The sequence below is a fragment of the Streptosporangium amethystogenes subsp. fukuiense genome, from assembly GCF_042665875.1.
GTDB classification, from domain to species: Bacteria; Actinomycetota; Actinomycetes; order Streptosporangiales; family Streptosporangiaceae; genus Streptosporangium; species Streptosporangium fukuiense.
Map to the genome: position 1 here is coordinate 4,376,625 of NZ_JBHTEE010000001.1, position 13,293 is coordinate 4,389,917.

At 73.1% G+C, this 13,293-nt stretch carries 14 protein-coding genes; 4 read left to right on the forward strand and 10 right to left on the reverse strand.

The genetic code is table 11. From position 1 onward, the window contains the following. Positions 1–72 precede the first annotated feature (72 nt). The 5 genes from ACFQVD_RS18485 to ACFQVD_RS18505 all read right to left on the reverse strand — a co-directional run bounded on the left by ACFQVD_RS18485 (position 73) and on the right by ACFQVD_RS18505 (position 5,635). A complete protein-coding gene (locus tag ACFQVD_RS18485; RefSeq protein WP_343964104.1) occupies positions 73–1,479 on the reverse strand; it encodes a glycosyltransferase family 9 protein in 1,407 nt (468 codons plus the stop codon). Next, on the reverse strand, positions 1,476–2,723 hold the full coding sequence (locus ACFQVD_RS18490; RefSeq protein ID WP_364155191.1) for a glycosyltransferase family 9 protein: 1,248 nt from the start codon (positions 2,721–2,723) through the stop codon (positions 1,476–1,478). The genes ACFQVD_RS18485 and ACFQVD_RS18490 overlap by 4 nt, the downstream gene beginning before the upstream one ends. A 442-nt stretch (positions 2,724–3,165) precedes the next feature. Then, entirely contained in the window at positions 3,166–4,287 is a 1,122-nt protein-coding gene (locus ACFQVD_RS18495; RefSeq protein WP_343964108.1) for an RNA ligase, read from the reverse strand. A gap of 170 nt (positions 4,288–4,457) precedes the next feature. Beyond that, complete coding sequence (locus tag ACFQVD_RS18500; RefSeq protein ID WP_343964110.1) at positions 4,458–4,910, reverse strand: dCMP deaminase; 453 nt, start codon at positions 4,908–4,910, stop codon at positions 4,458–4,460. 26 nt (positions 4,911–4,936) lie between these two features. Beyond that, positions 4,937–5,635, reverse strand: a complete 699-nt coding sequence (locus ACFQVD_RS18505; protein WP_343964112.1) for a RibD family protein — start codon at positions 5,633–5,635, stop codon at positions 4,937–4,939. Positions 5,636–5,798: 163 nt separating this feature from the next. Between ACFQVD_RS18505 and ACFQVD_RS18510 the strand changes: the two genes are divergently transcribed. The 4 genes from ACFQVD_RS18510 to ACFQVD_RS18525 all read left to right on the forward strand — a co-directional run bounded on the left by ACFQVD_RS18510 (position 5,799) and on the right by ACFQVD_RS18525 (position 8,407). After that, positions 5,799–5,948 carry a hypothetical protein gene (locus ACFQVD_RS18510; RefSeq protein ID WP_343964114.1) on the forward strand — a complete coding sequence of 50 codons (150 nt, stop codon included), beginning with the start codon at positions 5,799–5,801 and terminating at the stop codon, positions 5,946–5,948. A gap of 64 nt (positions 5,949–6,012) precedes the next feature. Continuing rightward, positions 6,013–6,993, forward strand: a complete 981-nt coding sequence (locus tag ACFQVD_RS18515; protein ID WP_343964116.1) for an inorganic phosphate transporter — start codon at positions 6,013–6,015, stop codon at positions 6,991–6,993. Beyond that, entirely contained in the window at positions 6,990–7,649 is a 660-nt protein-coding gene (locus tag ACFQVD_RS18520; protein ID WP_343964118.1) for a DUF47 domain-containing protein, read from the forward strand. Before ACFQVD_RS18515 ends, ACFQVD_RS18520 begins: the two co-directional genes overlap by 4 nt. Before the next feature lie 128 nt (positions 7,650–7,777). Next, the gene (locus ACFQVD_RS18525; protein WP_343964120.1) at positions 7,778–8,407 is read left to right on the forward strand and encodes a helix-turn-helix domain-containing protein; all 630 of its coding nucleotides are present in this window, start codon (positions 7,778–7,780) and stop codon (positions 8,405–8,407) included. 76 nt (positions 8,408–8,483) lie between these two features. Here ACFQVD_RS18525 and ACFQVD_RS18530 read toward each other — a convergent pair whose 3' ends face one another. From ACFQVD_RS18530 to ACFQVD_RS18550, 5 genes are all read right to left on the reverse strand, one after another. After that, on the reverse strand, positions 8,484–9,824 hold the full coding sequence (locus ACFQVD_RS18530) for an FAD-dependent oxidoreductase (RefSeq protein WP_343964122.1): 1,341 nt from the start codon (positions 9,822–9,824) through the stop codon (positions 8,484–8,486). Continuing rightward, entirely contained in the window at positions 9,821–11,248 is a 1,428-nt protein-coding gene (gene kynU, locus ACFQVD_RS18535) for a kynureninase (RefSeq protein WP_343964146.1), read from the reverse strand. The genes ACFQVD_RS18530 and kynU overlap by 4 nt, the downstream gene beginning before the upstream one ends. A gap of 162 nt (positions 11,249–11,410) precedes the next feature. Beyond that, the gene (locus tag ACFQVD_RS18540; protein ID WP_343964124.1) at positions 11,411–12,457 is read right to left on the reverse strand and encodes an LLM class flavin-dependent oxidoreductase; all 1,047 of its coding nucleotides are present in this window, start codon (positions 12,455–12,457) and stop codon (positions 11,411–11,413) included. Positions 12,458–12,468: 11 nt separating this feature from the next. Continuing rightward, positions 12,469–12,870, reverse strand: coding sequence for a TIGR04076 family protein (locus ACFQVD_RS18545; RefSeq protein WP_343964126.1), 402 nt, complete (start codon positions 12,868–12,870; stop codon positions 12,469–12,471). An 18-nt stretch (positions 12,871–12,888) separates the two neighbouring features. Beyond that, the gene (locus ACFQVD_RS18550; RefSeq protein WP_343964128.1) at positions 12,889–13,278 is read right to left on the reverse strand and encodes a DUF4440 domain-containing protein; all 390 of its coding nucleotides are present in this window, start codon (positions 13,276–13,278) and stop codon (positions 12,889–12,891) included. Between the last annotated feature and the right edge of the window lie 15 nt (positions 13,279–13,293).

A 13,293-nucleotide genomic window follows, 5' to 3' on the forward strand; every position in this document is an offset into this window, starting at 1 on the left:
GCCGGGCGGATGCGCCGGTTCGCCATCGGCGGTCACCTCCTCTCCGCGGTGATCCTGGCCGTCATCACCTACCTATCCGGTGCCTCGGTGGGCTACTACTTCGCCGGCTTCTACCTGCTGAGCACCTGCTTCCGTCCGGCCGGGGCCTACCTGTCCCACCTGCGCGATCGGGTCACCACGCTGATGAGCGAGGCCCGCCACCCCCGCGAGGACATCGTCTCGCTCGCCGCCAGGGTGGACGGCCTGGCCGCCGAGGTGACCGCGCTGACCGAGTCGGCCGAGCGGCTCCGGGAGGACGTCGGAACGCTCGGCGCCGACCTGCGCGACGGCGACGAGGCCCTGGAGCGCCGGATCACCGGGCTCGCCCGGCGTTTCGAGGACACCGTGGACGGTCTCACCGACAACCACGAGGTCATCACCGGGCTCAAGGCCTTCCTGCGCCTGGTCCGGGCCGACGCCCACGGCCAGGCCTGACCCGCGCCGTACCCGGGGCACCACCTCCAGCAGCCGCGCCGCGGCGCCGAGGACGTCCCGGACACCGATCTCCAGCAGACCCGGATCGGGCCGGTAGGCGTAGGGGTCGCCGTGGCCGCCCGCCCACAGGACGACGTGCGGTCCCGTCTCCGGAGGGCCCCACACGGCGGGTGCGACGGGGCCGAACAGCGCCACCGAGGGCGTGGCGAACGCGGCCGCCAGATGGGTCACCCCGGTGTCCCCGCAGACCACCAGCCTGGCCCTGGCCACCAGCGCGGCCAGCTCGCGCAGCCCGGTGCGCCCGGCGAGCACGCACGAGGGCGGCAGCCCGGCGAGCATGGCCACCCGCTCGGCGAGGTCCCGCTCCCCCACGCTCCCGGTGACCACCACCTCGTACCCGTTCCTCCGCAGGTCCGCGGCCACCAGCGCGAACCGCTCCGGCGGCCAGCGCCTGGCCGGGTACCCGGCCCCGGGGTGGACGACGACGGGCCGCGGCTCCTCCTCGCGGAGAGCGGGGCGCCGGAGCCCCAGGTCGGCGGGGTCCGCCGCGATGTCGTACCAGGCGAGCAGGTCGCACCAGCGCCGCACCTCGTGCACGCCGTCCCGCCAGACCGGTCCGCGCGCGCCGGGGAAGGCGGGGTGGGAGTGGGTCAGCAGCCGGGCCGGGGCGGTGCGGTGGAGCGCGGCGATGCCGCGCGGGCCGGCGCCGTGCAGGTTGACCGCGATGTCGACGCGCCGGCCGAGCGGCGGTACACGGCCGGGCCCCGACACGTCGCACACCTCGTCCACCGCGCCGATCAGCGGCACCAGGGGCGCCAGCGCGGAAGGCGCGGCCAGCACGATCCGGTGGCCGGGGTGGGAGCGGCGCAGGGCGCGCAGGGCGGGGACCGAGGTGAGCAGGTCACCGAGTCCCAGCCCGCGCAGTACCACCATGACCGGGCGGTCCGCCTCGGGCCCGGCGGCACCGGTCTCGCGGAGACTCTCCCGGGCCGGAGCGGTGCTCATCTGATCGTCTCCTTGACGGGGGTCAGCTGGTCGACCGCCTCGACGACCCGCGCGCTCGGCACCGACGACAGGCAGGGATGACCGGTGACGGCGCAGGCGCCCTCCCGGGTCACCCGGCAGGGGGTCCGCTGGTCGCCGAGGATCACCACCGGCACGCCGTACGGCGCCCAGCGGCCCGCGGGGGCCAGCGGGGCGAACAGGCTGACGACCGGCGTGCCGACCGCCGCCGCGAGGTGGGCGGGCCCCGCGTCCGCGACGACCACGGCGCACGCCCCGGCGAGCACCGCGGCGAGTTCGGGAAAGGTGGTCCTGCCGCCCAGGTCGACGACGGACCTTCCCCGCTGCCCGCCGTGCGCGGCCGAGGGGCCGTTCCAGTTCCGGCCGCCCGTCGCGGCACACGTCCCGTCGACCCAGCCGGCGGTGAAGGCGGGCTCGTCCACCCTCCAGCCGCGCAGCCGGGCGGGCCCGCCGCCCGTCCAGCCGCCCGTCCAGCCGCCCGCGAAGACGGGTCCCGGCGACAGACCGTGCTGCCCGGCACCCGCGGCGATCCGCGCGGTGAGCCCGTGCTCGTCCTGGCCACCGGTCACGACGACCCTGCGGCCCGAGCGGACGAGGTCCCGAACCGCGCGCGCCCACCTCTCCGCGGGCCATGCCCTGGCGGGGACCGAGGTGCCGGGATGCACGACCACGTACCCCGGCGGCCCGGTGAGGTGGCGAACCTCGGGCAACGGGTGCCGTACGGCGAGTCCCCCCGAATCTCCGCGCGGGAGCTCGAATCCGGCCGCCCTGGCCAGCCCGAGCATGCGCTCGCTCTCCGGCACGTCCACGTCCTCGTCGACGAGGTGCCGCACGTCGAGCAGCGAGCCCGGGTCGTCGGCGGAGACGGCGGCGACCCTCGGCGTGCCCGCCAGCCTGAGCACCAGGGCCAGCGGCAACGGGGACTGGTGGCACGAGGTGAGGATCAGTGCCTGCTCGGGGGCCGTGTCCCGGATGATCCGCAGCAGTCTCAGCGCGTGCGGGCCGGTCACCGGCGGCGCGGTGGGGTCGATCCACGGCGCACGCCACTCCACCACCCGCGACACCCCCGGCAGCAGCTCGCCCGCGGGCCGGCCTCGCGGCCCGGTGAGCAGCACGACCTGCCGCGCGCCCGCGGCCACCGCACGGATCGCGGGCCCCGCCAGCAGGACCTCGCCCGCGTTGTCCAGACGGGCGACGAGAACGGTGCCGGTCACGGTGCCGGTCATCGCCGGGACACCGGTGGGTCCACCGAGGCGGGTCCGGGTCGCTCGAGAGCGCCGCGGGGGGCGTCGACGGCGAGGGGTACCACTAGATCGCCCAAAATCCCCTTTATGCCGATAAATCTCATTGAATTTGGCCTCCCGTCCGACATCTACTGACTACCAACAGTGATGCCCTTCAGACAGAAGAACCGGACATAAATTCAGTTAAGGGGATTTATGACTAAAGAACATCGCGCTGAGTGGCCGCCCGATGGTTTATCCGCCCCTCCGAAAGGGCAGCGGCTCAAAAGCCCCGAAGCTCCGGCGGGAGACCCATGGCCGATCGGCGGACTCCGGCCTCGCGGATCTGCGGGGTTCACCCGGGAAGCACGGACCCCCGGCGCGGCGGGCCGCGCCGGGGGATCAGCCGCTCGGAGAGGTTCGCGTAGGCGAGAGCCGGAAAACGTCAGGCCGTGTCCTCGCCGAGCTGGATGGGGCGGTCGTCACCCGAGGGCCGAAGCGACCTCCACACCGCCGGACGCGGGTCCTTGCCGTCCAGGAGCAGGAACAGCAGTTTCCTCATCGGTGAGCGGGCCGCGGCGGCGGCGTACTCGCCGCGCCCCCAGCCCTCCGGCAGCATGGCGACGATCCGCTCGTGGGCCGACTCGGCCTCCTTGACGATCTCGTCGGCACGGCCGCCGAGCCGTCCGGCGAGGTCGCGGACCCAGCCGTGGAACTCGTCCGGCAGCCGCTCGCAGATGTCGGCCACGCTCTTACCCGCGTCAAGCTCCTCCCACACGACGCGGGCGTTGAGACCGGCGAGGATACGGTGCAGCCTCAGATAGTCGGCCTGCTTGACCTTCAGCATCCGGCCGGTCCCGACCAGCCGTACCACCACCCCCTCCGCACCCGGCCTGGGCGGCATGGCGAGCGCGTCCGACAGGGCCGCGACGGGGAACACCCGGGCCGACGGCCCGGGCCAGCCCTGGATCTCGCCGGGTGCCAGGACCCTGCCGGTGGCCGTCTCCACAGCCCCGATGAGGAACAGGTCGTCGGTGTCGCCGTAGTGGCAGACACCCCGGTTGCCCGGGTAGACGATCTCGAACAGGACCGTCAGCCCCTGCTGCGGGACGAAGTCGCCGTAGCGGTCGCGGAGCAGGTTCGTGGCGTGTACGGCCTGGTCGCTGGTGAAGGAGCCCCTGGTCGCGACGGCGGGACCGGACGAGGTCGGGTAGAGGACACCGAGCGATCCGTCCAGCTTGTCGACCACCACGGCCTCAGCCGACAGGTCCAGTTCCCCGGCCAGCGGGTCGCCGTAGTTGAAGAACTTGCGGAACGGCCGTGCGACGATCCGGCCCTCGTCGTCGACGATCAGCCCGCGGCAGGCGAGGGTCGCCGCGTTCCAGGCTCGCTCCACCTGGGCCTTCTCGGTGTAGTTGAGGATCCGCAGCGGCTCGTCCGGGTGGCTTTGCCCACGGACGTGACCGGCCGCGATCGCGGCGTCCAGCTCGCTCGGGTCGAACAGGTCGGCGGCGTGCAGGGGGGCGTCCGCGGGGGCCCCGGAGGGAGGACGGAGGGAGTCGCTCATCGATGGGGTCGTCCTTTGTACGGGCGACCACGCCAGGCACGATGGTCCCGGGCCGGGCGCGGCCGATGTGTCGGCGGTCTGCGGAACGCCCGCCTTGCGGGAGGGCGTGCTTCCTGAGACGAGTCCGACGGCCCGTTGGTTCGCGAAGCGCGGAAAGCGGGGGAAACCGGTCAGCCGGGGATGTCGGGCAGGAGGTGCGCGTTGGGCCGGCGGGCGAGCCCGGCCAACTCGGGGATCTCCACCACGGTCGCCCCCGCCTCCGCGAGCTCCTCGGCCCCGTGGCAGTCGACGAAGAGCAGCGGCTCCCGCCACGCCAGCACCACTCTCCGGACGCCGCTGTCCAGGATCAGACGGGTGCAGGTCCTGGGGCGCGAACTGCGCGCGCTGCACGGCTCCAGGCTGCTGTAGACCGTGGCCCCGGCCAGCCTGGGATCGTCCGGGGAGATCTTGCCGAGCGCCGACTCCTCCGCGTGGACGTGGGGGTCGCCCTCCCGCGAGTAGCCGCGGGAGATCTCCTCACCGTCCGCGGAGACGACCACGGCGCCGACGGAGAAGGCCGTCTCGGAGGGCGGGCACAGCCTCGCCAGGTCGCATGCCAGCCCCAGCCAGTCGTGGTCGTTCATCCGGACCTCCCGGTAGACGGTGCGTGTCAGGCCAGCAGGTACCGCAGCAGGGTGACGTCGCCCATCCTGCGGACCTCCGCCAGGTCCATTCTGCGGTGGCGGTCCCGGGGAAAGTCCCCCTCCAGGACGAAACGCGGGGCGGCGGGGTCCCCGACGAAGAACGGGGCGACGACGAGATGGAGCTCGTCCACCAGGTCCTGGCGCAGGAAACGGGTGTGGACGGAGGTGCCGCCCTCGACCATCAGACGGCGCACTCCCCGCCCGTACAGGTCGGCGAGGACCCGGTCGAGATCGATCGGCTCTCCCGCGTCGACCACCTCCGCGGCCCCCGCGAGACGGACGGTGAGTTTCGCCACGGCGGGCGACGCGGCGTACACGATCTTCTCCGGGTCGCCGGCGGTGAAGAAGGCGGCGGCCGGGTCGAGGTCCCCGGTGGCGGTCAGCGTCACCTTCGCCGGGGACGGCGGCAGGCCGCGCGCGACCCGCTCCCGCCCGCGCTCCGGCGACCTGACCAGGAGCCGAGGGTCGTCGCGGCGGACGGTGCCCGCCCCGACCAGGATCGCGTCACAGCCGGCGCGGACCTCGTCGACCCGGTCGAAGTCCTCGTCGTTGGAGAGCAGCAGCCGCTGCGGCGTACGGTCGTCGATGTAGCCGTCGACGGACATCGCGCAGCTCAGCAGCACGTACGGGCGCTCGCCCACTCCCCGCCTCCCCCGGTCAGGCACCGACCGATCGTAACAACCCGCCGCCCTTCCCGCGCGCTGCCGCCCACCTTCCGGTTTCCCCTGGTGAACCGCTACGACAGGTCTTCCGATCAGCGGCACATGCCCCTGTTTGTTTACCTTCTGTTAACCTGAAACTGAAGCTTCCCGGGGTGAGGAGTTCATCATGCGTGCGGTTCTGCCGGACCTTGGTCACAAAGGCGCCTGCTCCACTCCTGTCGAGGAGCCGATCGGCCGCCCCCTCCACGACCCCGGCGTGCCGCCGGGAACCACCGTCCGCGCGACCGGCACCGGCCGGGGCGGGGAAGGCACATGACGGCGGGCCACCCGGTACGCGAGTGTCCAGAAGGCGCCGAGCACGACCGGCGGCACCGCCTCTGATGGGATGGACTCTGGCGTTCGCCGCCGTGGCGATCCTCTTCGTGCTGGTCAGCGGCGCCAACGACGGCGCCACCCTCATCGGCCTCGGGCTCAGGTTCCCCCGCTTCCCCGGATGGGCCGCCGCCGCGATCCTCGTGGTCGTGCTCTTCGCCGTCCCCTACCTGCTGGGGGTGACCGTCGCGCGCACCTTCACCGAGCGGCTGGCCGGGCTCGGCACGAGCGGCGGCGCGGCGGCGTTCCTGGTGGGGGTGGTGGTCGCGGTGGCGGTGGTCGCGGTGCTGACCGGCAGAGGACTGCCGACCAGCCTGACGCTCGCGGTGATCGGAGGCATCGGCGGCGCGGGGCTCGGTGCCGGACTACCGGTCTCCTGGACCGACCTGGGCGCCGTCCTGGCGATCGGGGCCTGCGCGCCCATGGCCGGGCTGGTCCTGGGCTACCTGCTGGGGGCCGTCTCGCGCCGGGTGCCCTCCTACCGCCGCATGTCGCGGCTGGTGTCCGGCACCCACCTGCTGGCCTACACGGCCCAGTGCGCGGCGTACGCGCTGAACGACGGACAGAAGATGATCGCGGTGGTGAGCGTGGCGGTCGGCGTGGGCCGCGGCGGGCTCGGCGGGGTCGGTCCCATCGAGGTCCCGCCGGCGTGGATGGCCGCCCTGGTGGCGCTCTTCCTCGCCGGTGCGCTGACCAGCCTGATCCGTGTCGGAGGGCGGCTGGGCCGCGGGCTGGTCATCACCCGCCCGCTGCACATCGTCTCCGCGGAGGCGGCGGCCACCGGCGCCGTCCTCGGCAGCTCGGCTCTGGGAAGCCCGGTGAGCATGACTCAGTCGATCACCGCAGGGGTGGTCGGCTCGGCGGCAAGTGAGGGAATGAGGAGAGTGCGATGGCAGGGCGTCGTGAACGTGGGTACGGCATGGCTGGTCACGCTGCCGTCGTCAATGGCGCTGGGCTGCCTCGGCGGTCTCGCGCTGAGACTGATGTGAGCGGCAAGGACGGTCGCACCCGGAGGTTCGCGCGCGCCTGGGACGACCTGCGCGGCCGGTCGGGGCGGCGGATCGTCGGACTGGTGAGGGGCCAGGTCGCCGTCGCGCGGGCGGGAGCCGAACTGGCCCGCTCGACCGCGGCCGGCGAGATCGAGCGGTCCGCCGCGCGCGCCCGGATGGCGGAGGTGGAGCACGAGGGGGACGAGGCGCGGGCCGAGCTGGTGCGGATACTGCGGCGGGTGCTGGCGACCCCCATCGACCGGGAGGACCTGTTCCGGATCTCGCGCTCGATCGACGACGTGCTGGACCAGCTCCGCGACTATGTGCGCGAGCTCGACCTGTTCGGCCCGGAGGACCTGCGGTTCGCGGTCGAGCCCCTGCAGGCGGTGATCGACGGCCTCGACGAACTGGAGGGCGCCGTGCTGAAGATGATCGACGCCCCGGGCTCGGTCACCATGGCCGTGCTGGACACGCGCAAGGCGTGCAGCCGGGTCCGCCAGCTCTACCAGGCCCGGCTCGCCGAACTGTTCGCCGAACCGCTGAACATGGACACCCTGCGCAGGCGCGAGCTGCTGTCACGGCTCGACGCGGTGGGCCGTCGGCTCGGCGAGGCCGCCGACGCGCTCGCGGACGCGATGCTCAAGCGGAGCCACTGAAACCGCACCGCCCTGCCCATCACCGTCTGCCATTTCCCACTCCCTTTTGACGAAGGACGACTCTTGTTATGAAATATGTTTAGCTAGAGCGAACAGGCGGCCATGCCGCTTGACGGAGGGAGCCGCGGGTGGGCACATCGGAGCGTCATGGCGGTGAGGAGCCGGACCGCCAAGGCGCCGTCGGAGCCCGGATGCGGCAGTTCCGCAAGGAGCGCGGCCTGACGTTGCGCGGTCTCGCCACCCACTCCGGGCTCTCCATCGGGTTCCTCTCCCAGGTCGAGCGGGGCATCTCCTCCATCGGCCTGACCGCGCTCAACAGTGTGGCCACGGCGCTCGACCGGAGCGTGGCGGAGTTCTTCAACGACACCCCGCCGGAGGGAGAGACCGAGGAGAGGCAGCCATCGGCCTCCCCGCTGCCGAGCCACTTCACGCTCACCCGCTCCGCGACGGCCGCCACCGAGTACATCTCGGGCCAGCAGACCTACCGCATGCTCTCCGCCAGGGGGCCGAACCTGGTGCTCGAACCGCTGCTGGTGCACATCGCGCCCGGCGGCAGGCGGGAGAACTCCTACGGGCACGCCGGTGAGGAGTTCGCCTTCGTGCTGGAGGGCGAGCTGCTGTACGAGGTCGACGGCGTCGAGCACCGGTTGCACCCGGGCGACAGCGTCCACCTGAGGTCGACGGTCCCGCACAGCATGTTCAACGACACCGACCGGGTCACCACCGTCGTGTCCGTGGTGACCCCTCGGCTGTTCTGACCTTCTCCGCCGCTCGCGCTCTCGCCTCGCGGGTGCGGACCCTCGCGAGGGCGGACCCGCGGCGGCGGAGCCGCGGTCAGTGCCGGCGCAGGGCGCGGATCGCCGACACTGCCAGCCCGGCCACGGCCAGCGCGCCGAGCGCTCCGGCGGCGACCGCCCGGCGCTGGCGGGAGATGCGCGGCTGGATCTCGGCGTACGGCACGGTGCTGAACGAGACGAGCTCGTAGCGCGAGGTGTAGCGGCCTGGCAGCAGCCGCTCCAGGCCGTGCTCGACGCGCTTGCCCAGCAGGAACGTCCGGGAGGCGACCTTGTCGCGCATCTCGACGAAGTTCGCGAGCGCGAGTTCGGCGATGGTGTCGGCGTGCTCCTTGCGGCGGGCGCCGTACCGGGCGAGGGCCTCGGGGAAGTCGTCGCCGGTCTCCTGCAGGCAGCGGTCGAGTTCCACGCAGTCCTCGAAGCCGCAGTTGGCGCCCTGGCCGTAGAAGGGGACGATGGCATGGGCGGCGTCGCCGAGCAGGCCGACCACGGCACCGGTGCCGCGCACCTGCCAGGGGTGTGCCCGCACGGTGACCAGGTGCCCGATCGGGTTGTGCGCGTAGTCCCCGGCGAGGTCGGGCATGAGCGCGCGGGCGTCGGCGTAGTTGGCGGCGAAGAACTCCTCGAACCGCTCCGCGGTGTCCAGTTCCTCGAAGCTGCCGGGCCCCGACTTGGGCCAGAACAGCGTGCAGGTGAAGGACCTGTCCGGGTTGGGCAGCGCGATCATCATCGCCTTGCCGCGCGGCCAGATGTGCAGCGCGCCGGGATCGAGGGCGAACCCGCCGTCGCGTGCCGGGATCGTCAGTTCCTTGTAGCCGTAGTCCAGGTAGTCCTGGCTGAAGTCGAAGCCGGGCAGCAGTTGCAGCCGTCCGCGTACCGCGCTGTAGGCGCCGTCGGCGCCGAGCACGACCGGGGCGCTGTGGGTGACGGGCCCGGCGGGCGTGTCGAAGTCCATCCGCCCCGAGTCGACGTCGAGCCCGGTCAGCCGGTGCTCGAAGAGGGCGCGGACCCCGGGCATGGCCAGGGCCGCCTCCAGCAGCGTGCGGTTGAGCTCGGAGCGGCTGATGGAGTTGATCGCCCGCTGCCCTCCGGCGCTGTACGGCTGGAAGCTGAGCGTGCCGTCCGGGGCGTGCACCATCCGGCCCGGCATCGGCAGCGCGGCCTTCAGCACCGCCTCGTCCAGCCCGATCCCGCGCAGCGCGTCGATCCCCCGCTCGGAGAGCGCCAGGTTGATCGAGCGCCCGCGCTCCGGCGTCGCCTGGCGCGGGTCGGACCTGCGCTCGTACAGGGTGACCCGGTAGCCCCGGCGGGCCAGGTAGCAGGCCGTCAGGCAGCCGACCAGCCCGGCGCCGACCACGGCGACCTCACCACGGGAGCTCATACCGGGTTCACCTCCTCGGCGAGCGCGGCGGCCGCCCGCCAGCAGTCGTGGAACGTGGAGTACATCGGCACGGGGGCCAGCCGGATGACGTCCGGCCGCCGCACGTCGGCGAGGACGCCGTGCGTCTCGTGCAACCGGGCGGCGACGGCAGCGGCGTCCGCAGCGTCAGCGCCCCCGATCACCCGCAGGGAGAGCTGTGCTCCGCGCCTGGCCGGGTCGGCGGGCGTGACGATCTCCAGCGGGCGGTCGCGGGCGACCTCGGCGAGCAGCCGCTCCAGGTAGCCGGTGAGCGCCAGGCTCCGCTCCCGCAGCGCCGCCATCCCGGTCTCGGCGAACATCCGCAGCGAGACCCTGACCGGTGCCATGGCCAGGATCGGCGGGTTGGAGATCTGCCAGGCGTCGGCGGTGGGCACCGGGACGAGCTCGGGCCGCATCTCGAAGCGGGTCGCCTGCTCGGTGCTCCACCACCCGGCCAGCCGGGGCAGCTCGGGGTCGGTCACGTGGCGCCGGTGCACGAAGCAGCCCGCGACGGCGCCGGGGCCGGCGTTGAGGTACTTGTACGAGCACCAGGCCGCGAAGTCCACGTCCCAGTCGTGCAGCGCCAGCGGCACGTTCCCCGCGGCGTGCGCGAGGTCCCAGCCGACGACGCACCCGGCCGCGTGCCCGGCGGCGGTGACGGCGGGGATGTCGAGGAACTCTCCGGTCAGGTAGTTGACCCCGCCGAGGAGCACGAGCGCCACCCGGTGCCCCTCGCGGGCCAGGTAGTCCACGATGTCCTCGGTGCGCAGGCAGTCCTCGCCGGGGCGGGGGCGCAGCCGGACCACCGTCTCGTCGGGGTCGAGGCCGTGGTGGACCGCCTGGCTGCGCACCGCGTAGCTGTCCGAGGAGAAGGCGTGGTCCTCGATGACGATGCGGGTGCGCTCGCCCGCCGGGCGGTAGAAGGTGGCCATCATCAGGTGCAGGTTGACCGTGAGGGAGTTCATCACCACGGTCTCCTCGGGGGCCGCGCCCACCAGCGCGGCGGCGTCCTCGCGCAGCTCGGCGTGGTAGGGCAGCCAGGGGTGTGCCGCCCGGTGGTGCCCCTCGACCGCGTGCAGCGCCCAGTCGTCCAGCTCGGCGGAGAGCGCGGCGCGGACGGCGCGGGGCTGCAGGCCGAGCGAGTTGCCCGCGAAGTAGGCGACCTCGGAATATCCGCAGGAGGCGGGGGCGGGCGGCAGCAGGAACTCCTCGCGACGGCAGACCGAGTCCTCGGCGTCGGCCGCCAGCGCCGCCCGCTCACCGAACTCGCCGTCCTCGCCGAACACGCCGGGAGCGCGCGGCGCGCCGAGCCCGGCGGAACCGCCGGAGCCCTCGGCACCGCCCCGGCCGGATCCCGCCGAGCCGGCCGCGCTCGGATCGCGGAGGTCCTCGGCCCGCGCGGCCATCACGCCGACGTCCTGATCGCCGGACCTCCGGCACGCTCGCTCATCACATCGTCTCCTTCTTCCCCGCCAATGTTCACTCATGCTGAACTCAAGTGAAATTGAGAGTGCGAGACGATTCGGGCAGCGCGCTTTGCGGACGAAAGGTTCTGCGGGAATCCGGTTTCAGGATGACGGAGCGTCACCCATGGACACCGCCGCCCTCCTCGGCGCGCGGTTCAGCAACGGCAGCACCTCGGTGCCCAGCAACTCCACGCCACGGTCGTCGGTGAGGCCGTGCGGCGTGCCGAACTCCACCCGGTGCGCGCCCGCGTCGATGAGGGCCTGTGCCTGCGCGGCGACCTGCTCCGGGTCACCGGAGAAGGCGAACAGGTCGAGCAGGTCGTCGGGGATCAGCCGTCCGGCGGCCTCGTCCCTGCCGTCGTCGACCAGTTCCTTGACCCGGCCGAGCAGGTCGGCCGGGATCTCCACGGTCGGGTCGAGGTCGGCGACCACCGCGAGGTACATGGCGACCTCGCTGCGCGCCCTGGCTCTGGCCGCGGCGCCGTCGACGTCCACGACCGTCACCGCGCCCAGGACGACGCCCACCTCGCCCGGGTCGCGTCCGGCCGCCGCCGCCCCGGCCGCGACCCGCTCACGGATCACCCCGACCATCGCCGGGTTCGCGCTGCCGCCCACCTTGATCTCGTCGGCGATCCGCCCGGCCAGCGCCGCGCCCTTCGGCCCCCAGGCGCCGAGCAGCAGCGGTGGCCGGGCGCGGTGTACGGGATAACGCAGCCGGGTGCCAGGCGCCAGACGGAACATCTCCCCCTCGTACCCTCCGGCGTCGCCGGCCAGCAGCCGGTAGACCACCTCGACGGCCTCCGCCAGCGCGGTCAGCGGCCGGGGCTGGGCGATGCCCACGGCACCGAGCCAGGTGCCACGCGCCAGGCCCAGGTAGGCGCGGCCGTGCGAGGCCAGGTCAAGGGCGGCGAGCTGCCCGGCGACCTCGTACGGCGCCGCCGAGTAGGGGTTGAGGCAGGCCGCGCCGAGCCGCACCCTCTCGGTGGCGGCGGCCATCTCCAGCAGCGGGAAGATCGGCGGCTGGTACATCAGGTCGCCGAACACGCTCAGCACGTCGAAGCCGTGCTCCTCGGCGCGGCGCGCGAGCCGCGCGTAGTCGCCGGCCCGCTTGTCGCTCTGCAGGCCGAGACCGATCTCGACAGTGGTCATCGGGGATCACCTCAGGTCAGGTCGGCGGAGTTCATCCGGCGGCGGCGGGTCCGCTCGACCCGCATCACCAGCCGCTCCTCCGGGTCGGGGCAGCTGAAGTGGGAGTCCTGCGCCAGCCAGTCGCCCTGGGCGAGGTCGCGCTGCTTGGCCGCGAGGAACGGCAGGACCGAGGCGAGCGCGTAGACGCAGAAGTGCCTGCCTTCCGGGAGCCGCAGGTGCGCGCTCTGCTCCAGCGTGAAACAGTCGCCCACCTCCATGCCGCAGACGGATCTGCCCTCGATCCGGTCGACCACGACCCGCAGGTCGTACAGCTCCATCTCCGTGTTCGAAGCGGTCGGGGCCTGGCCGTCGCCCGCCTCGACCGAGGAGCCGCTCCCTTCGGGGAGCGGAGGAGTCACGTCACCGTCGTCCATGTCGGTCCCTTCCTCGGCTCACGGCACGACCAGCTCGGAGTGGTGGTGCACGATGAGCCAGTCGTCGCCGGTCCTGCGCAGCACGTCGGTCACCCGGCTGTACTGCGCGGGTTCGCCCGGCGCCTCGGCGACGAGCACGTAGCGCGCCACCCCGGCGTCGCCCCACACGTCGATCCGCTTGTTCTCGGCGGCCAGCCTGTCGAGTGTGGGACGGGCACCCGAGCCGTCCCTCTCGTCGCGGTAGGCGTCGAGTTCCGACCGGGTGCGCAGCGGTCCCGGCAGGTGCGTCTCCCAGGTGGTCACCTCGGCGTGCAGGTGGCTGTCGAACCGGCGACGGTCCGCCGCGAGGAAGGCGTCGTACATGTCGTCGATGCCCGCCGCGATCGCGGCGGTCTCCGTGTCGTTCACAGAACCGTTCATAGG

Bases quoted from the DNA above. Each gene is read 5' to 3' on its own strand.
- ACFQVD_RS18485 (WP_343964104.1), bottom strand. From the start codon at position 1,479: ATGAGCACCGCTCCGGCCCGGGAGAGTCTCCGCGAGACCGGTGCCGCC.
- ACFQVD_RS18490 (WP_364155191.1), bottom strand. From the start codon at position 2,723: ATGACCGGCACCGTGACCGGCACCGTTCTCGTCGCCCGTCTGGACAAC.
- ACFQVD_RS18495 (WP_343964108.1), bottom strand. From the start codon at position 4,287: ATGAGCGACTCCCTCCGTCCTCCCTCCGGGGCCCCCGCGGACGCCCCC.
- ACFQVD_RS18500 (WP_343964110.1), bottom strand. From the start codon at position 4,910: ATGAACGACCACGACTGGCTGGGGCTGGCATGCGACCTGGCGAGGCTG.
- ACFQVD_RS18510 (WP_343964114.1), top strand. From the start codon at position 5,799: ATGCGTGCGGTTCTGCCGGACCTTGGTCACAAAGGCGCCTGCTCCACT.
- ACFQVD_RS18515 (WP_343964116.1), top strand. From the start codon at position 6,013: ATGGGATGGACTCTGGCGTTCGCCGCCGTGGCGATCCTCTTCGTGCTG.
- ACFQVD_RS18530 (WP_343964122.1), bottom strand. From the start codon at position 9,824: ATGAGCTCCCGTGGTGAGGTCGCCGTGGTCGGCGCCGGGCTGGTCGGC.
- kynU (WP_343964146.1), bottom strand. From the start codon at position 11,248: ATGGCCGCGCGGGCCGAGGACCTCCGCGATCCGAGCGCGGCCGGCTCG.
- ACFQVD_RS18540 (WP_343964124.1), bottom strand. From the start codon at position 12,457: ATGACCACTGTCGAGATCGGTCTCGGCCTGCAGAGCGACAAGCGGGCC.
- ACFQVD_RS18545 (WP_343964126.1), bottom strand. From the start codon at position 12,870: ATGGACGACGGTGACGTGACTCCTCCGCTCCCCGAAGGGAGCGGCTCC.